The sequence below is a fragment of the Streptomyces sp. NRRL B-1140 genome, assembly GCF_001280065.1.
Classification (GTDB): Bacteria; Actinomycetota; Actinomycetes; order Streptomycetales; family Streptomycetaceae; genus Streptomyces.
Map to the genome: position 1 here is coordinate 1 of NZ_LGEA01000126.1, position 19254 is coordinate 19254.

Annotated in this window: 11 protein-coding genes, 1 tRNA gene and 1 rRNA gene; 1 reads left to right on the forward strand and 12 read right to left on the reverse strand. The window is 69.6% G+C overall.

Annotation, left to right across the window (positions count from 1 at the left end; genetic code table 11):
• Positions 1-318: 318 nt before the first annotated feature.
• The 9 genes from ADK65_RS31255 to ADK65_RS31295 all read right to left on the reverse strand — a co-directional run bounded on the left by ADK65_RS31255 (position 319) and on the right by ADK65_RS31295 (position 15054).
• Positions 319-789 (reverse strand): Dps family protein, encoded by a 471-nt coding sequence (locus ADK65_RS31255; RefSeq protein ID WP_053674370.1) that lies wholly within the window; start codon positions 787-789, stop codon positions 319-321.
• 254 nt (positions 790-1043) lie between these two features.
• Positions 1044-1424, reverse strand: coding sequence for a helix-turn-helix domain-containing protein (locus ADK65_RS31260; protein WP_033314530.1), 381 nt, complete (start codon positions 1422-1424; stop codon positions 1044-1046).
• Between the two features lie 109 nt (positions 1425-1533).
• On the reverse strand, positions 1534-2079 hold the full coding sequence (locus tag ADK65_RS31265; RefSeq protein WP_053674371.1) for a CinA family protein: 546 nt from the start codon (positions 2077-2079) through the stop codon (positions 1534-1536).
• Entirely contained in the window at positions 2076-2993 is a 918-nt protein-coding gene (gene pgsA / locus ADK65_RS31270) for a CDP-diacylglycerol--glycerol-3-phosphate 3-phosphatidyltransferase (RefSeq protein ID WP_053674372.1), read from the reverse strand. Before pgsA ends, ADK65_RS31265 begins: the two co-directional genes overlap by 4 nt.
• Positions 2990-4489, reverse strand: a complete 1500-nt coding sequence (gene rimO, locus ADK65_RS31275; protein ID WP_078956236.1) for a 30S ribosomal protein S12 methylthiotransferase RimO — start codon at positions 4487-4489, stop codon at positions 2990-2992. The genes pgsA and rimO overlap by 4 nt, the downstream gene beginning before the upstream one ends.
• Before the next feature lie 93 nt (positions 4490-4582).
• Positions 4583-5431 (reverse strand): helix-turn-helix domain-containing protein, encoded by an 849-nt coding sequence (locus tag ADK65_RS31280; RefSeq protein ID WP_053674374.1) that lies wholly within the window; start codon positions 5429-5431, stop codon positions 4583-4585.
• Positions 5432-5693: 262 nt separating this feature from the next.
• Positions 5694-8468, reverse strand: a complete 2775-nt coding sequence (locus ADK65_RS31285; RefSeq protein WP_199825736.1) for a DNA translocase FtsK — start codon at positions 8466-8468, stop codon at positions 5694-5696.
• A 126-nt stretch (positions 8469-8594) separates the two neighbouring features.
• The gene (locus ADK65_RS31290) at positions 8595-9275 is read right to left on the reverse strand and encodes a response regulator (RefSeq protein WP_053674375.1); all 681 of its coding nucleotides are present in this window, start codon (positions 9273-9275) and stop codon (positions 8595-8597) included.
• Positions 9276-9582: 307 nt separating this feature from the next.
• Positions 9583-15054, reverse strand: coding sequence for a HAMP domain-containing protein (locus tag ADK65_RS31295; protein WP_078956237.1), 5472 nt, complete (start codon positions 15052-15054; stop codon positions 9583-9585).
• A 382-nt stretch (positions 15055-15436) separates the two neighbouring features.
• Here ADK65_RS31295 and ADK65_RS31300 point away from each other — a divergent pair, with 382 nt between their 5' ends.
• Positions 15437-18190: a SpoIIE family protein phosphatase gene (locus ADK65_RS31300; RefSeq protein WP_053674376.1), complete on the forward strand. Its 2754-nt coding sequence runs from the start codon at positions 15437-15439 to the stop codon at positions 18188-18190.
• Between the two features lie 46 nt (positions 18191-18236).
• Here the strand turns inward: ADK65_RS31300 and ADK65_RS31305 are convergent.
• The 3 genes from ADK65_RS31305 to rrf form a co-directional block, all read right to left on the reverse strand.
• Positions 18237-18309: transfer RNA gene (locus ADK65_RS31305), tRNA-Thr, on the reverse strand.
• Positions 18310-18382: 73 nt separating this feature from the next.
• Positions 18383-19045 carry a DegT/DnrJ/EryC1/StrS family aminotransferase gene (locus ADK65_RS31310; RefSeq protein ID WP_053674377.1) on the reverse strand — a complete coding sequence of 221 codons (663 nt, stop codon included), beginning with the start codon at positions 19043-19045 and terminating at the stop codon, positions 18383-18385.
• A 114-nt stretch (positions 19046-19159) separates the two neighbouring features.
• Positions 19160-19254 (reverse strand): 5S ribosomal RNA (gene rrf, locus ADK65_RS31315); the annotation flags it as partial.

Here is a 19254-nt window from a genome sequence, read left to right on the forward strand (position 1 = left end):
CACCAGCGCCGGCTCCCCCAGCCCTCTATCCCCGCCCCTGCCGCCACCTCCGGCCCGACGCTATGCCGCCGCCCTGATCCGCCGGCAGAACGCACCACGGGCACACGGGCGCACCGAGCACCCCCGCCGGGCCGCGCGCCCCCCTCAGCCCGCGCACGCGCGGGCCGACTGCGCCGCCCAGCCCTCCGAGCCGAGCGGCGCCACCACTGATGGGAGCCCCAGAGAACCCACGAGACCCATGAGACCCACCAGACACACGAAGCCCGCATGGCCGAGTCGGCCCGCCCGCCCCGTCGCCCGTTCCCGCGCCCGCTGCCATCACCCGTTCTCGGCCTGGAACATCCAGTGGTGCTTCTCCAGGTCCGCCGTGATCCCGATGAAGATGTCCTGGCTCACCGGATCCGGCTCGCCGGTCGTCTCCACCCGCTCCCGCATCCGCGTGATCACCGCTCCCAGCGCCTCGACCAGCGTCCCCACGGCGGTCGTGTCGTCCACCCAACCCTCAGGCGTCACCCCGATCCCGCTGCCGACGGCCACCGTGGCGGCACGCCCGTCGGGAGAGATACCGAGTGCCGCGGCCCGTTCGGCCACGGTGTCGGAGTACCTCCGCGCGGTGTCGACGACTTCGTCGAGCTGGAGGTGCACGGAACGGAAGCGCGGCCCCACCACGTTCCAGTGGATCTGCTTCGCCACGAGGGCGAGATCCACCAGGTCGACCAGGGCACCTTGCAGCGCCTCGGACACGGTCTTCAGGTTCGCGTCCGTCAATGGGCTCTTCACGACGTACATCCGCACCTCCGAGGACTGCCCCCGCCATCCCCTCCACGATGACCGCCGCACGCCACACCGGCAAACGCACACAAATCAGACACAGCGCTCGCGTGACGGCACAGCCCGGGCCGAGGCGCGCGAAAACCGGAGCCGCACAAGCGAAAACCCCGGGCGACACCCCTCCGGCTCTCCCGGAGAGGCCCGGCCGGGGCCTCACCACTTCTCAGCGCCTGATCGGCGCCGTTCCTGTCATGCCGCGCAGACGCGAAACCTCACGCGGCGACGACGTCCACCGCTTCGGCGGGCGCCTTGATGGTCACCCGTTCCGGTGGCACGCCGGTCACCGAGACGGAACCCAGCATCGAGCGAACCGGCGTGGGTACAGGCTCGCTGGGGGTGGCCGCAGCAGACTGGGCCAGCTCGGCGAGGGCGAGCTCGTCGCTCACTTCCCGCATGAGCTCGGACATCCGTACGTCCAGCGCGTCGCAGATCGCGGAGAGCAGCTCGGAGGAAGCCTCCTTCTGCCCCCGCTCCACCTCGGAGAGATAGCCGAGTGAGACTCGGGCGGACGAGGAGACTTCGCGCAGAGTACGGCCCTGGCGCTGGCGCTGCCGACGCAGCACGTCACCCAGCAGGCGACGGAGCAGAATCATCGGTGGCTCCCTCCTCGGACCGCGTAGCCGCATCCATTACGCCCCACCGTACCGCCTTGCGCCGCGGCCGTGCGGGGAGCGATGTCGTGTTCACTCAGGGCTGCAAACATCAAAACCCCCCGTTCCGTTCCGTATCCTGTGCCCGCTCATTCCCAGTCTGTCCGCCCGCAAGCCCCTCCAGGAGCAGTGCGAGTACGCTCCGTACACTCTCTCTACGAATTTCCGCGCGGCCGCCGTTCAACCGCAGAGCCTCCACTTTTCCGCCGCCGGCAGAACCCGGATCCGCCGCCAAGGGCCCGTCCACGGCGACGAAGACCGTGCCGACGGGCTGCCAGTCCTGCGGCTCGGGGCCGGCGACACCCGTGGTCGCGATGCCCCAGTCGGTGCCGAGCACCTTGCGCACACCGGCCGCCATCTGCGCTGCGACCTGCGCATCCACCGCTCCCCGGGTCTCCAGCAGGGCGGCGTCGACATCGAGCAGGTCATGCTTCAGCTCGGTGGCGTAAGCGGTCACGGAGCCCCGGAACACCTTGGACGCTCCCGGGACCGACGTGATCTCCGCCGCAACGAGGCCACCGGTCAGCGACTCCGCCACGGCGAGCGTCTCGCCCTTCACCGTGAGTAGTCGCACCACGTCGGTGGCCGTGGAACTCACGCTTCCTTCTCCTCCAACGCGGCCTTGCGCTCGGCGATTCCCTGCCTGCGCAAGACAATGGCCTGTTTCACATAGTCGAGTCCGGTCACCACGGTCAGCACGACCGCCGCAGCCATCACCCACCACCTCAGGGTCGCCAGCCAACCCGTCAGCGGCAGGACGTACATGCCCACGGCGACGCCCTGGGTGAGCGTCTTCAGCTTGCCCCCGCGGCTGGCGGGAATGACGCCGTACCGGATGACCAGAAAACGCAGCAGGGTGATCCCCAGTTCCCTGCCGAGGATGACACCGGTCACCCACCACGGCAGATCACCGAGCGCGGAGAGACAGATCAGCGCCGCACCCATGATCGCCTTGTCGGCGATGGGGTCGGCGATCTTCCCGAAGTCCGTGACCAGGTTGTACGTGCGCGCCAGATGCCCGTCGAACAGGTCGGTGATCATGGCGATCGCGAAAGCGGCCCAGGCGAAGGCCCGCCACGCCGGGTCGTAGCCGCCGTCGGCGAGCATCAGCGCGACGAAGGCCGGTACGAGCACCAGCCTGAGCATGGTCAGGAGGTTGGCGATGTTCCAGACGCTCGCCTCGTTGACGGCTGCGGCAGCGATCTTCTTGCCGCGCGGGGTCTTCCCCTCATCCTGGGCGCCGAGACCGGGGTCCTCCTCCTGGGCTGGCTCGCCGGCACCGGGCCCCGCGCCGGAAGTCCCGGCGGGCCCCACCTGCGGACCGGGCCCTGAACCGGCGGCCTCACCGTGCCCCGCGTCGGCCGCCGCGGCACGCCCCGCTCCGGACGCCGGGCCCTCGGCCGACCGCGCGGACGCATGGCCCGAGGCCACCGGAGGCGCGGCGGCCGCACCGGCCGCGGCCCTCCTCGCGCCGGAAGCGCCTCCCGCCGCGGATGCCGGGACACCGGTCATCTGCCCGCCTCCTCACTCCACGCAGGCGACGTGAGCGAGCCCTGCAGCGGCTCGGCCACCAGGTCGACACCCTCCGTACCGACCACCTTCGCCTCGACCATACGGCCGACCCGCAGGCCCGCGCCGCTCGTGAGCAGCACCTGGCCGTCCGTCTCGGGCGCCTGGTGCTCGGCACGGCCGTACACACCGTCCTCGTCGACGGACTCGACGAGGACCCGCACGCTCTGGCCGACGCGCTCCTCGGCCCGCTGCGAGACGAGTTCCTCCGCCAGGCGCGAGATGTGGGCCAGCCGCTCGGCGACGACATCCTCGTCGAGCTTGGTGTCATAGGTCGCGGCCTCGGTGCCTTCCTCGTCGGAGTAGCCGAAGACGCCGATCGCGTCCAGCCGCGCGCCGTTCAGGAACCGTTCCAGCTCGGCGAGGTCGGCCTCGCTCTCGCCGGGGAAACCGACGATGAAGTTCGAGCGGACACCGGCCTCCGGCGCCTTGCTCCGGATGGTGTCGAGGAGCTCCAGGAAGCGGTCGGTGTCGCCGAAGCGGCGCATCGCGCGCAGCACGCCGGGCGCGGAGTGCTGGAAGGACAGGTCGAAGTAGGGCGCGACCTTCGGGGTCGAGGTGAGCACGTCGATGAGGCCGGGCCGCATCTCGGCCGGCTGGAGATAGCTGACGCGGACACGCTCGATGCCGTCGACCTCGGCCAGCTCGGGCAGCAGCGACTCCAGCAGGCGGATGTCGCCGAGGTCCTTGCCGTAGGAGGTGTTGTTCTCGGAGACCAGCATGATCTCCTTCACGCCCTGCTCGGCCAGCCAGCGCGTCTCGTTCAGCACGTCGCTCGGGCGGCGGGAGATGAAGGAGCCGCGGAAGGAGGGGATGGCGCAGAAGGAGCAGCGGCGGTCGCAGCCGGAGGCGAGCTTCACGGAGGCGACCGGGGAGCCGTCCAGGCGTCGGCGCAGGGGCGCACGCGGGCCCGAGGCCGGAGCAAGGCCCTCCGGGAGGTCCGCCGGCGCGACGGCGGGCTCGGCCGGGCCGTGTCCGGGCAGGGCGACCGCGCCGGCCGATTCCTGGCGCTCGGCGGGGCTGATCGGCAGCAGCTTGCGCCGGTCGCGCGGGGTGTGGGAGGCGTGGATTCCGCCGTTGAGGATGGTCTGCAGGCGGTCCGAGATGTCCGAGTAGTCGTCGAAGCCGAGCACGCCGTCGGCCTCGGGGAGGGCGTCGGCGAGCTCCTTGCCGTACCGCTCGGCCATGCAGCCCACCGCCACGACGGCCTGGGTTCTGCCGTGCCCCTTGAGGTCGTTGGCTTCGAGGAGGGCGTCGACGGAGTCCTTCTTGGCGGCTTCGACGAAGCCGCAGGTGTTCACGACGGCGACGTCCGCGTTCTCGGCGTCCTCCACGAGCTGCCAGCCGTCCGCCTCCAAACGGCCTGCGAGCTCCTCCGAGTCCACCTCGTTACGGGCGCAGCCAAGGGTGACCAGTGCGACGGTACGGCGTTCAGGCATGGGCTCAAGACTACTTCGTTCCGCTGACACCCCATGTCGACGGGGTTGGCCGTTTCCCGGCCAACCCCGTGCCAACTGGACCTTTCGGGCTGATCACCCGGCTTCGGGATCGCCCTTCGTGTACGTCAGGCGTTCGACGGACCCCGGCTGGAAGTCCTCCTCGATCTTCTTGCCGTTGACGAAGAGGTCGATCGCGCCGGCGTCCCCGAGGACGAGGTGCACCTTGGAGCTGTCCTGGAAGGTCTTGGTGTCGCCCTGCTTGAGGACGCCGTCGAAGATCATCCGGCCGTTGTGGTCCTTGGCGGCGATCCAGCTGCGGCCGTCGGCCGCGGCCACCCGGACGGTCACCTTGTCCTGCGGCGCGGCGGCGATGGCGCTGTCCGACGGCTCGGGTTCGGGGTCGGCGGGCTTCTTGGTCTTGGTGGTCGGGGAGGCGGAGTCGCTGGGCGTGGAGCCCTCGGCCACGTTCGCCTCGTTGCCGCTGTCGTCGCCGCCCTGGAACATCGTGAAGCCGACGAAGCCGATCACGGCGACGATCGCGGCAACCATGGCGGCGGTCCAGTTGGGACCCCGCCGCTCCGGACGGATACGTTCCGCCTCGAAGAGGGGAGCCGCCGGGGTCGGCGCCGGCCGCCCGCCGTGCTCGTCGCCGTACTGGGCGAGCAGCGGCTCGGGGTCGAGGTGGACGGCCTTGGCCAGGGTCCTGATGTGCCCACGGGCGTAGACGTCCCCACCGCAGGGGGAGAAGTCGTCCGCCTCGATCGCGTGCACGATGTTCATGCGGACCCGGGTGGCGCTACTGACGTCGTCGACGGTCAGCCCGGCGGCGATACGAGCCTGCTGCAGGACATGACCGATGGAGGGGCGGGCTTCCTCGCGGTCTGCTTCGACGTGCTCGTTTTCGAACGGACGCTCGTCTTCAGGGGAGTTGCCGATGGACACGGGGGCGCCTTTCGAGCGTGTAGCCGCCTGTGCTGGAAGTTCAGTCTAGGGGGGTACCAAAAGGGTGGGGCAACCGGGCGGTGTCACTTTGTACGCCATCGGAATGGCCCGACATTCCGATGGTGGGGTCGCTGTTCGTCGCTTCCCTCAACTTGACGTACACCGAAGGGAAACGGTTGCCCGATGATCCCTCACGGATGCGTCACGATCCGGACCCGATTGCCGTAACGCTCCGTGTCGGCGATCACCGTGTCCCGCCTCCCTAACCTTCAGACTCCCCCCGGATCAGGGCGAGCACGCCATCCAGCTCGTCAGGCTTCACAAGAACGTCACGAGCCTTCGAACCCTCGCTCGGTCCGACGATGTTCCGGGACTCCATCAGGTCCATCAGCCGGCCGGCCTTGGCGAAGCCGACGCGCAGCTTGCGCTGGAGCATGGACGTCGACCCGAACTGCGTGGAGACGACCAGTTCGGCCGCCTGGCACAGCAGGTCGAGGTCGTCGCCGATGTCCTCGTCGATCTCCTTCTTCTGCTTGGTGCCCACGACGACGTCGTCCCGGAAGACCGGCGTCATCTGGTCCTTGCAGTGCCGGACGACGCCCGCGATCTCCTCCTCGGTGACGAACGCGCCCTGCATACGGGTGGGCTTGTTGGCCCCCATGGGCAGGAACAGCCCGTCACCCTTGCCGATGAGCTTCTCGGCACCGGGCTGGTCGAGGATGACCCGCGAGTCGGCCAGCGAGGACGTGGCGAACGCCAGTCGCGACGGCACGTTCGCCTTGATCAGGCCGGTGACGACGTCCACCGACGGCCGCTGCGTGGCGAGCACCAGGTGGATGCCGGCCGCGCGCGCGAGCTGCGTGATGCGCACGATCGCGTCCTCGACGTCCCGGGGCGCGACCATCATCAGGTCGGCGAGCTCGTCCACGATGACCAGCAGATACGGGTACGGCTGGAGTTCACGCTCGCTGCCCTCGGGCGGTTTGGCCTTGCCCTCGCGCACGGCCTTGTTGAAGTCGTCGATGTGCCGGTAGCCGTAGGCCGCCAGGTCGTCGTAGCGCAGGTCCATCTCGCGCACGACCCACTGGAGCGCCTCGGCGGCCCGCTTGGGGTTGGTGATGATCGGTGTGATCAGGTGCGGGATGCCCTCGTACGCGGTCAGCTCGACCCGCTTGGGGTCGACGAGGATCATCCGGACGTCCTCGGGGGTCGCCCGCATCATGATCGAGGTGATCAGGCAGTTGATGCAGGACGACTTGCCGGAGCCGGTGGCGCCGGCGACGAGCATGTGCGGCATCTTCGCCAGGGAGTGCATGACGTAGCCGCCCTCGACGTCCTTGCCGAAGGCGACCAGCATCGGGTCGTCGTCCTCGGCCGACTCCGCCAGACGGAGTACGTCGCCGAGGTTGACCATCTCGCGGTCGGTGTTGGGGATCTCGATGCCGACCGCGGACTTGCCGGGGATGGGGCTGATGATCCGCACGTCCGGGCTGGCGACGGCGTAGGCGATGTTCTTCGTCAGCGCGGTGATCCGCTCGACCTTCACGGCGGGGCCGAGCTCGACCTCGTAGCGCGTGACCGTCGGACCCCGGGTGAAGCCGGTGACACTGGCGTCCACCTTGAACTCGGTGAAGACCGTCGTCAGCGACTCGACGATGAGGTCGTTGGCGGCGCTGCGTGCCTTGCCCGGGCCGCCGCGCTCCAGCAGGTCCAGCGACGGCAGGGAGTACGTGATGTCGCCGGAGAGCTGGAGCTGCTCCGCGCGCGCGGGCAGGTCGCGGGGTTCGGAGGGCGGCGCCTTGGTGAGGTCACGGACGCCCGCCCTGGGCTTCTGCGGCTCGGGCTCTTCCTGCTCGGGCTTGCTGTCCTTCTTGAGCTTGTCCTGCTGCTTGAGCTTGTCCTGCTGCGGGCGGGCGGCCGGGACGGGCGTCGGCGTGGTCGCCTCCTGGTCCCCCACCCGTACGCCCTGGGTGAGGTCGGCGACGACCGGCGAGGGCGGCATGCCGTGCAGCACGGCCCCGTCGAGGGCCGCGGCGGCCGCCGCGGCGACGTCCACGGCGTCCCTGGGGCGGTCCATGTCGGGCTGCGGTACCGCCGAGCGGCGCGGACGGCCCCGGCGCCGCGTGAGCGCCTCCTGCTCGGCACTGTCGGGGTCGTACGCCTCGGGCGCCGGCGTGCGCCTGCCACGCGGGCGCGCGGGCAGCGCCTCCCGCCACTGCTCCTCGTAGCGCTCGTCGTCGTCGGCGAAGGCGAACTCGTCCTCGGCCGGGTCGCGGACGATCCCGAGACGCACCCCGAGCAGCCGCAGCCGCTGCGGGATGGCGTTGACCGGGGTGGCGGTGACGACCAGCAGCCCGAAGACCGTCAGCAGCACCAGCAGCGGTACGGCGAGCACGTCGCCCATGGCGTACGACAGCGGGGTCGCGGCGGCCCAGCCGATGAGGCCGCCGGCGTCCCTTATGGCCTGCATCCCGTCGCCGCGCGCGGGTGAGCCGCACGCGACGTGGACCTGGCCGAGCACGCCGATCACGAGCGCGGACAGGCCGATGACGATCCGTCCGTTCGCCTCGGGCTTCTCCGGGTGACGGATGAACCGCACGGCGACGACAGCGAGCAGTATCGGCACGAGCAGGTCGAGGCGGCCGAAGGCGCCGGTCACCAGGATCTCGACCAGATCGCCCACAGGACCCTTGAGATCGGCCCAGGTGCCCGCGGCGACGATCAGCGCGATGCCGAGCAGCAGCAAGGCGACACCGTCCTTGCGATGGGCCGGGTCGAGGTTCTTGGCGCCCTGCCCTATGCCCCGGAACACCGCGCCGACGGCGTGCGCCACGCCGAGCCAGACGGCGCGCACGAGCCGGTAGACGCCACCGGTGGGACTGGGAGCCGGTCTGGGCGCGACCTTCTTGGCCGCGGCCTTCCGGGCGGGCGCCTTCTTCGCGGGAGCCTTCTTGGCGGCGGCCTTCTTCGCCGGAGCCTTCGCGGCCGCCTTCTTCGCGGGAGGCGGCTTTCTGGCTGCGGAGGGACGTGAGGCCATGGGTGTGAGGTTACCGGGAGAGACGGCAGGGGACACGCGCGTCCACGGCTTCACCCGTTCGTGTCGCTTCGGGAGAGGCGCGAAACTGACGCGCGGTCACGGCGGGCAATCCCGCCCGCACACGCGTCAGTTCTGCGAGGACACCGAGGGCGTGCTCCCGGTGCCCGGCTCCAGCGCGTCCAGCGCCCGCCGCAACCCCGTGAGCTTGCGCTCCAGATGAGCCGCCGTGGCCACCGCGGCGGCGTCCGTCGACTCGTCGTTGAGCTGCTTGGTCAGCGCCTCGGCCTGCTCCTCTACGGCCGCGAGCCGCGCGGAGAGCTCCGCGAGCAACCCGGCCGGCTCCTTGGCCTCGCCGCCCGCGTCCTTGCCGTTGCCCTCCAACTGCAGCCGCAGCAGGGACGCCTGCTCCCGCAGCTGGCAGTTCTTCATGTACAGCTCGACGAAGACGGAGACCTTCGCACGCAGCACCCACGGGTCGAACGGCTTGGAGATGTAATCCACCGCACCCGCCGCGTAGCCCCGGAAGGTGTGGTGCGGGCCGTGGTTGATCGCCGTGAGGAAAATGATCGGGATGTCCCGGGTCCGCTCACGGCGCTTGATGTGCGCCGCCGTCTCGAAGCCGTCCATACCCGGCATCTGGACATCCAGCAGGATGACCGCGAAGTCGTCCGTGAGCAGCGCTTTGAGCGCTTCCTCCCCGGACGATGCCCGCACCAGCGTCTGATCGAGCGCAGAGAGGATCGCCTCCAGCGCCAGCAGATTCTCCGGCCGGTCATCGACCAGGAGGATCTTGGCCTTCTGCACCATGGCCCGCCCTCCTCGCCCCGGCGTGGGGCCTCCCCTGTCCGCAGGACCTGCGGCAGCACCGGTGGGTGCCGCCCCAGGGGACGACTCCCTTGCGCCGCCCGTCCTTGTGCCGGTCATCGTAGCCGCACCCCGCCCGTCGCCACACCCTGTCACCGTGATGTCACTGTGCACGTAGCAGAAACGCAGCAGGAGACCAGAAGGTTCCCCAGATCTCGTACTTCTACACGACTATGCGCACACCGAGTCGGCAACTCCGCGTGAACACCGAACCTTCCCGTCATGGTCGCGCAACTGCCCAACGTTCCCCTCATTCCCCTCGCATCCACTGATCCATCACCGCCAGCAGATGGTCGGGGTCGACCGGCTTCGTCACGTAGTCGGAGGCGCCCGACTCGATCGCCTTCTCCCGGTCGCCCTTCATCGCCTTGGCGGTCAGCGCGATGATCGGCAGACCGGCGAACTGCGGCATCCTGCGGATGGCACTGGTCGTGGCGTACCCGTCCATCTCGGGCATCATGATGTCCATCAGCACGACCGCCACGTCATCGTGCTGCTCCAGGACCTCGATGCCCTCCCGGCCGTTCTCGGCGTACAGCACGGACAGGCCGTGCTGCTCCAGGACGCTGGTCAGGGCGAAGACGTTGCGGATGTCGTCGTCGACGATCAGGACCTTCTGGCCACCGAACCGGATGCCGCGGCTCGGCTTCGGAGCCGGCTCCTGCTCGGCCGGGGCCCACTGCTCCAGCTGTGCGGGGCGCGGCGGCAGCTCGGGCATCCTGCGGCGCCGCCGGAACAGGGCGGCGGGCCCGTTCTGCGTCTCGCGATACGACTTCACCTCGGCCGGCGTCTCCACCTCGACGTCCGACAGCTCGGACAGGTCGGTGGTCGACGCCACCAGGTCACCGGCCTCCAGCGCGGGCAGCTGCTGCTGATAGCCCTGGGGCGGCAGTTCACTGGGGTGCAGCGGCAGGTACAGCGTGAACGTCGAGCCGCGGCCCGTCTCGCTCTGCGCGTAAATCTCACCGCCGAGCAACTGCGCGATCTCCCGCGAGATGGACAGCCCGAGGCCCGTGCCCCCGTACTTCCGGCTGGTCGTGCCGTCGGCCTGCTTGAACGCCTCGAAGATCACCCGCATCTTGCTGGAGGCGATGCCGATCCCCGTGTCCGTCACGGAGAACGCGATCAGCTCGGCCTCCGGATCGGCCAGCGACCCGGTCTCCAGCAGCTGCTCCCGGATCCGCTGCGGCACATCGTCCCGCGCCGGCCTGATGACCAGCTCCACCGACCCGGAGTCGGTGAACTTCACCGCGTTCGACAACAGGTTGCGCAGCACCTGCAGCAACCGCTGCTCGTCGGTGTGCAGCGTCGCGGGCAGCTCCGGCGAGACCCGCACCGACAGGTCCAGGCCCTTCTCCGCGGTCAGCGGCCGGAAGGTCGCCTCCACGTAGTCCACGAGCTGCACCAGCGCGATCCGCGTCGGGGAGACGTCCATCTTGCCCGCCTCGACCTTCGACAGGTCGAGGATGTCGTTGATGAGCTGGAGCAGGTCCGAACCGGCCCCGTGGATCGTCTCGGCGAACTCGACCTGCTTCGGCGAGAGGTTCCCCTCGGCGTTGTCGGCGAGCAGCTTGGCCAGGATCAGCAGCGAGTTGAGCGGCGTACGCAGCTCGTGCGACATGTTCGCCAGGAACTCGCTCTTGTAGCGCATCGACACCGCGAGCTGCTCGGCGCGCTCCTCCAGCACCTGCCGCGCCTCCTCGATCTCGGTGTTCTTCACCTCGATGTCGCGGTTCTGCTGGGCCAGCAGTTCGGCCTTCTCCTCCAGTTCGGCGTTGGACGCCTGGAGGGCCTTCTGCCGCTGTTCCAACTCGGCCGAGCGCTCACGAAGTTGCTCGGTCAGCTCCTGCGACTGCGCCAGCAGCAGCTCGGTCTTGGTGTTGACGGAGATGGTGTTGACGCTGGTCGCGATCATCTCCGCGATCTGGTTGAGGAAGTCCTTCTGGATCTGCGTGAACGGCGTGAAGGACGCCAGCTCGATGACGCCGAGCACGCTGCCCTCGAACAGCACCGGCAACACGATCACCTGCGCGGGCGGCGCCTCGCCGAGCCCCGAGGAGATCTTCAGATAGCCGCTCGGCGCGTTCTCCACGAGGATCGTGCGCTTCTCCTCGGCGGCCGTCCCGACCAGCGCCTCACCGGGCTGGAACGACGTCGGCATCGAACCCATCGAGTAGCCGTAACTGCCGAGCATCCGCAGCTCGTACAGGTCCTCGTCCGTGGCGCTGATGTCCTCGCCGTCGACGAGCGGCATCGCCACGAAGAACGCCCCGTGCTGCGCGGAGACGACCGGGGTCAGCTCGCTCATGATCAGCGAGGCCACGTCCTCCAGGTCGCGGCGGCCCTGCATCAGCGCGGAGATCCGGGCCAGGTTGCCCTTGAGCCAGTCCTGCTCCTTGTTGGCGATCGTGGTGTCGCGCAGGTTGGCGATCATCTTGTTGATGTAGTCCTGGAGCTCCTGGATCTCCCCGGACGCGTCCACGTCGATCTTCAGGTTCAGGTCACCGCGGGTCACCGCGGTCGCCACGCGCGCGATGGCGCGCACCTGCCGGGTCAGGTTCCCGGCCATCTCGTTCACCGACTCGGTCAGGTCCCGCCAGGTGCCGTCCACGTCCCGCACCCGCGCCTGGCCGCCGAGCTGGCCTTCCGTGCCCACCTCGCGGGCGACCCGGGTGACCTCCTCGGCGAAGGACGACAGCTGGTCGACCATCGTGTTGATGGTCGTCTTCAGCTCCAGGATCTCGCCGCGCGCGTCGATGTCGATCTTCTTCGTCAGGTCACCCTTGGCGATGGCCGTGGTCACCATGGCGATGTTGCGCACCTGGCCGGTCAGGTTGGACGCCATCTGGTTCACGGACTCGGTGAGGTCCTTCCACGTACCGGCCACACCCGGTACGTGCGCCTGACCACCGAGGATGCCGTCCGTGCCCACCTCACGGGCCACCTTGGTGACCTGCTCGGCGAACGAACTCAGCGTCTTCACCATCGTGTTGATGGTGTCGGCGAGCTGCGCCACCTCACCGCGCGCCTCGATGGTCACCTGCCGCGTCAGGTCACCGTTGGCGACCGCCGCCGAGACCTGGGAGATGTTCCGCACCTGAGTGGTGAGGTTCTTCGCCATCAGGTTGACGTTGTCGCTCAGGTCCTTCCAGATGCCGGTGACACCCGGCACGTGCGCCTGGCCGCCCAGGATGCCCTCGGTGCCCACCTCACGGGCCACCCGGGTCACCTGCTCGGCGAAGGAGGACAGCTGGTCGACCATCGTGTTGACGGTCGTGACCAGCTCGAGGATCTCGCCCTTGGCGTCGACGGTGATCTTCTTCGACAGATCGCCCCGGGCCACCGCGGTCGTGACCTCGGCGATGTTGCGCACCTGGATGGTCAGGTTGTTGGCCATGCCGTTCACCGACTGGGTGAGGTCCTTCCAGGTGCCGGAGACGCCCTGCACCTCGGCCTGACCGCCCAGGATGCCCTCGGTACCCACCTCACGGGCCACACGCGTGACCTCTTCGGCGAACGACGACAGCTGGTCCACCATCGTGTTCAGGGTGTTCTTCAGCTCCAGGATCTCCCCGCGCGCATCCACGGTGATCTTCTGGGACAGGTCACCGCGGGCCACCGCCGTGGCCACCTGGGCGATGTTGCGCACCTGGCCGGTCAGGTTGGACGCCATGCCGTTCACGGAGTCCGTCAGGTCACGCCACACCCCGGCCACGCCCGGCACCTGCGCCTGACCACCCAGCCGGCCGTCCGTACCCACCTCGCGCGCGACCCGGGTCACCTGGTCGGCGAAGGCCGAGAGCTGGTCCACCATCGTGTTGATGGTGTTCTTCAGCTCCAGGATCTCCCCGCGCGCGTCGACGTCGATCTTCTGCGACAGGTCGCCCCGGGCCACCGCCGTAGTCACCTGGGCGATGTTCCTCACCTGGGAGGTGAGGTTGCCGGCCATCGAGTTGACGGAGTCGGTGAGTTCCTTCCACGTGCCCGACACACCGTCGACACGGGCCTGACCGCCCAGACGGCCCTCCGTGCCCACGTCACGGGCCATCCGCGTCACCTGGTCGGCGAAACTCGACAGCTGGTCCACCATCGTGTTCACGGTGTTCTTCAGCTTGAGCATCTCACCGGAGACGTCGACCGTGACCTTCTGCGACAGGTCACCGTTGGCCACCGCCGTCGTCACCTGGGCGATGTTCCTCACCTGACCGGTGAGGTTGCGGAACGCCGTGTTGACGGAGTCCGTCAGGTCCTTCCACGTCCCCGCAGCGCCCGGAACCTGCGCCTGACCGCCCAGCTCACCCTCGACACCGATCTCCCGCGCCACACGCGTCACTTCCGCACCGAACGCGGACAGCTGGTCGACCATCGTGTTGACGGTGTTCTTCAGCTCCAGCATCTCGCCGGCGACATCCACCGTGACCTTCTGCGACAGGTCACCGTTGGCCACCGCCGTCGTCACCGCGGCGATGTCCCGCACCTGAGTGGTCAGGTTCCGGAAGACCGTGTTCACCGAATCGGTGAGGTCCTTCCACGTCCCCGCCGCACCCGGCACGTTCGCCTGACCACCGAGCTGCCCCTCGGCCCCGACCTCGTTGGCCACACGCGTGACCTCGTCGGCGAAGATCCGCAGCGTCTCGGTCATCTGGTTGATCGTGTCGGCGAGCTGCGCGACCTCGCCGCGCGCCGGCACGGTCACCTTGCGTGACAGATCACCGTTGGCGACCGCGGTCGTCACCTCCGCGATCCCACGCACCTGGGCCGTCAGGTTCCCGGCCATCGTGTTCACCGAATCGGTGAGTTCCTTCCACACACCGGCGACGCCCGGCACCTGCGCCTGACCACCCAGCGCGCCCTCGGTACCCACCTCACGGGCCACACGGGTCACCTCGGAGGAGAACGCCGACAGCTGGTCCACCATCGTGTTGACGGTGTTCTTCAGCTCCAGCATCTCGCCGGCGACCTGGACCGTGACCTTCCGGGACAGATCACCCTTGGCGACCGCCGTCGTCACCAGCGCGATGTCCCTCACCTGGGCCGTCAGCCGGTACGCCATCGTGTTGACGGAGTCCGTCAGATCCCGCCAGGAACCCGACATGCCCCGCACCCGGGCCTGCCCGCCCAGCTTGCCCTCGGTGCCCACCTCACTGGCCACACGCGTGACCTCGTCGGTGAACGTCGACAGCTGGTCGACCAGGTTGTTGACGGTCCGTCCGACCTTCAGGAACTCGCCCCGCAGGGGCTGACTGTTGCCGTCCGGCACCTGCGTCCGCAGCTCCATGCGCGGCGACAGATCACCCTCCGCCACCGCCGACAGCACCCGGCCGACCTCGGAGACCGGCCGCACCAGGTCGTCGACCAGGGCATTCGAGTTGTCGATCGCCGTCGCCCAGGAACCCTCGCAGGCACCCGTCTCCAGCCGCTCGGTGAGCTTGCCCTCACGGCCCACCATCCGCCGCACCCGCGACAGCTCACCCGTCAGATGCAGATTGCGGTCGGCCACCTCGTTGAAGACCGCCGCGATCTCGGCCATCACGCCGTCGCCCGACACCGTGAGCCGCTTGCGGAAGTTCCCGTCCCGCATCGACACCAGGGCCGCCATCAGCCGGTTCAGAGCGGCCGTGTCCACCTCGGTCGTGCCGCTGCGCACCTTGCCCTGGTTGACCGGGGACTGTCCGCCTTTCGCGCGCGTCTTCCTGCCACGCGTCGCTGCGCCAGACTCCACTGTGTCCCTCCCGCAGGGATCGACCGTCACTGCTGTGTCCGGGTACCACGCTCGCCGTACCAGTTACTACTGCGTATTCTCTGCCCTGCATACCAGGCCGTTTCCACGGGGGCTGCTGCCCACGGTCACCCTCGGGCACACAGCCTGCCCGGACCTTCACAGGAAGCTTGCCTAGTGTTTCACCCTGGCCGAACCAGGCCATAACAGTTCGGCAGCTTCGCACATCGTCCGCACACCCTCCGGACGGAAACACTGCAGACCGGCATCCGCACGGACCGCGAAGGTAAGTAACCTTGCATCCGGCTGTCCAGCCGCGCCGGTCCGTCCGGCCTGGGCGGTGGCACGAAGACGAGCGGGCATCGGAGGGGCGGCCGCACACAACATGACCACCGGACTGATCCCCGGGGGACAGCCCCCGGACCCCCGGCCGACGGGCAGCCTGCCGCAGCAGCGGCGCGAGCCGGTCGGCCCCGCAGCCCAGCACGTCGAGAACCGGTCGAGGAGTTCTGTGATCACCGCGCGCGCGGCCGCCAGTTTCGAGCCCGTCGGGCGCTCGGTCGCGAGCGCCCGCTCCTTCGTCCGCGACACCCTCCAGGGCTGGGGCTTCGCCGACATCGTCGACGACGCCGTCGTTCTCACCAGCGAACTGGTGACCAACGCCGTGGTCCACGCCGGCACCTCCGCGGACGTGCTCTGCCTGCGCAGCGACGACGGCGTACGCATCGAGGTCGCCGACCGGTACCCCGAACGCGAGATCCCCCTCCAGGGCACGGCCGTCAACATGGGCAGCCCCGACCGCGAAGGCGGCCGCGGACTCCAGCTGTGCGCGGCCCTCGCCGGCCGCTGGGGCGTGGAGTACATCCCCACCCACAAGACCGTCTGGTTCCAACTGGACCTGCCCGCACGCGCGGTGGGCACCCGCGCGGCCGGACCCGCCCTCCCCTTGGACCTGCTCCCCCTCGCCGACGGCCGGGTCCGCGTCGCAGTGATCCAGATCGACCGCACCGGCCACATCACCGCCTGGAACGAGGACGCCGAGGAACTCTTCGGCTACCCGGCCGATCAGGTCACCGGCAAACCCCTGACCGACCTCGCCGCCTGGCCCCACACCCCCGGCACCAGCACCGGCATCGCGGAAGCCCTCCGTCTCTCCCGCTGGGAAGGCAGCTACGGCATCCGCGCCGTCACCGGCCGCGTCACCCCCGTCTACGCCTCCCACCTGCGCGTCCGCGACACCGGCGGCGAACCGTCAACCGTGTGCCTCCTGGTACGCGACCACGAACGGGCAGTTCTGCAGACCCCCCTGCGCGGCCCCGCGTCCGACAGCTCGACCGGCGCCGAGGGCCAGAGCACCGACCCCTTCGAAGTCTTCATCGGTTCCCCCGCCCCGGACGACCTCGACGGCCTCCTCCAGCGCACGGTCGAACGCGCCCGCGACATGCTCGACGGCGACTCGGCGTTCCTCCTGCTGGCCACCGACGACGAGACGGAACTGGAGGTCCGCGCCTCCACCGGCCTCCCCTCCGCCCGCCAGCGCTTCGCCCGCGTCCCCGTCGAAGCCGGCCCCGGCCGCTACGGCTCGGCCCGCATGCCCGCCGTCCACGACGACCTGACCGCGGTCCCCGGCGCGGTACCACTGCTGAACGGCACGGGCATGCGCTCGGTCGTCACCGTCCCGCTCAAGGTCGAGGGCCGCCTGACCGGCTCCCTCGGCGTCGCCGCCGAGGCCCCGGCCAGATACTCCAACGAGGAGGCCCTGCGCCTCCAGTTCGCCGCCGACCGCATCGCCCTCGCCGTCGAGTCGGCCCGCCTGGGCGAACTGGAACGCCTGCGCCGCGGCTCCCTCAGCTTCCTCGTCGAGGCGTCCGACCTGCTGGCCGGCACCCTGGACCGCGACCAGACCCTGGCCCTCATGGCCCAGATGACGGTCCCGACCCTCGCCACCTGGTGCGCCGTCTACACGATCGCCGACCAGGCCTCCGAGCCCTACCTCTCCTACGTCCTGCACGAGGACGAGGAACTCATCGACGGCATCAAGTCCCTGCTGTCGAAGGTCCCCCCGCCCGACCCGGTCCCCACCCCCGGCGCCCGCGTGTGGACGGCTCCCGGTGAGGTCGCCCACCAGGCGGCCCTGCGCACCTCCATGCGCAGCCTCGGCCTCAGCGGCAGCCCCACCCGCCAGGTCACACCCGGCATCGGCCCCACCCTCTCCACCGCCTCCGCCGTCGGCGGCGAGACCGTCGTCCTTCCGCTGGTCGCCCGCAACCGCGTCATCGGCATGCTGACCCTCGGCAAGCCGACCGACGAACATTTCCGCCAGGAGATCCTGGAACTCGCCGAAGACCTCTCCCGCCGGGCCGCCCTGGCCCTGGACAACGCCCGCCTCTACTCGGAGCGCACGGCGATCAGCCAGTCCCTCCAGCGCAGCCTCCTCCCCCCGGAGCTCCCCGAGATCGACGGCGTCGAGGTCGAGGTCATCTACCGCGCCGCAGGCGAGGGCAACGAGGTCGGCGGCGACTTCTACGACGTCTTCCCCATCCGCGACGGCGCCTACGGCTTCGCCATCGGCGACGTCTGCGGCACGGGCCCGAACGCCGCGGCGGTCACAGGCCTGGCCCGCCACGCCCTGCGCCTGCTGGCCCGCGAGGGCCTCAGCGGCCCGACGGTCCTGGAGCGCCTCAACTCCGCGATCCTCGACGAGGGCGCCCGCAGCCGCTTCCTCACCCTCCTGTACGGCGAGATGCGCCCCCAGGAGGACGGCAGCGCGGAGCTGAAGGTGGTCTGCGCCGGACACCCGCTCCCGCTGCGCCTGCGCCAGGACGGGTCGGTCGAGCCGGCCGCGGAGCCCCAGCCGCTCCTCGGTGTCATCGAGGACCTGGAGCTCTACGAGCAGACCGTCACCCTCGACCCGGGCGATGTCCTCCTGTGCGTCACGGACGGCGTCACCGAACGCCGGGAGGGTGCCCGCATGCTCGGCGACGACGGCCTCGCCGACGTCCTCACGACCTGCACGGGCCTCACGGCCGGCGCGGTCGCGGCCCGCATCATGCGCGCGGTGGAACGCTTCGCGTCGGACGCCCCCTCGGACGACATGGCGATCCTGGCCATGCGCGTCCCCGGACTTCAGAAGGACTAGGAGAACGCGAAAAGCCCCACCCGTAAGGGTGGGGCCTTTTTGTCGGAGCCCCCAAGCGGAATCGAACCGCTGACCTTCTCCTTACCATGGAGACGCTCTACCGACTGAGCTATAGGGGCCTGTTGCTTGCGAGGTCTCCCCCGCGGCAACGGAATAGATCATACCCCGAACAGAGCCGTGCTCCCAACCACGTCAGAAGGCGGGCTGCAGAAGCCCTCCGAGGGCATTGCAGGCGGACACGACGCGCTGCATGTCACGCTTGGTCAGCGACGCGTCCACGGGCAGCGCCAGCGTCTCGTCGGAGGCCCGTTCGGTCTCCGGCAGCGAAACACACCGCCGGAATTCGGGCAGCCGGTGCACGGGCGTCTTCACCGGCACCCGGCACTCAACTCCCTTTGCTCGCAGGGCCCGCGAAAAGGCATCCCGATCGGGTCGGCCATTGCCGGGAACCCGCACCACGTACTGCTGATAGGTGTGCCCGTCACCGTCCTCCGGCGCCCGGACACCCCTCAACTTGGCGTGGAGATAGGCGGCGCGCTCCCTGCGCTGGGCTATCTCGTCGTACGGCGCTTCGGACTCCCCCTGTTCCAGCACGAGCAGTCCGTGCCGCTGTCCGAGCGCGTGCAGCCGCGGGATGTCGGCGAGCCGCCCGAACCGGTGCACGGCAACCACGGCCGCGGTCCGCGCAGTCACCGCCGCTTCCACAGCGGCGGCGTCGAGGCAGTAGGTGGCGGGGTCTATGTCGGCGAACACCGGAAGAGCCCCGGCCTTGGCCACGGCTTCGGCGACCTCGACGTTCCCGAAGGCCGGCACCACGACCTCGTCACCGAGTCCGACACCGGCGGCCCTGAGCATTGCAGCAGTACCCATGCTGTGGATGCTGCTCGCGCAACGTGAACTTCAAGTGACGGACAACAAAAAAGGGTTGGACCCGAAACCGAAGTTCCGGGTCCAACCCTTTCAATGATTGTTCGGCGGCGTCCTACTCTCCCACAGGGTCCCCCCTGCAGTACCATCGGCGCTGTAAGGCTTAGCTTCCGGGTTCGGAATGTAACCGGGCGTTT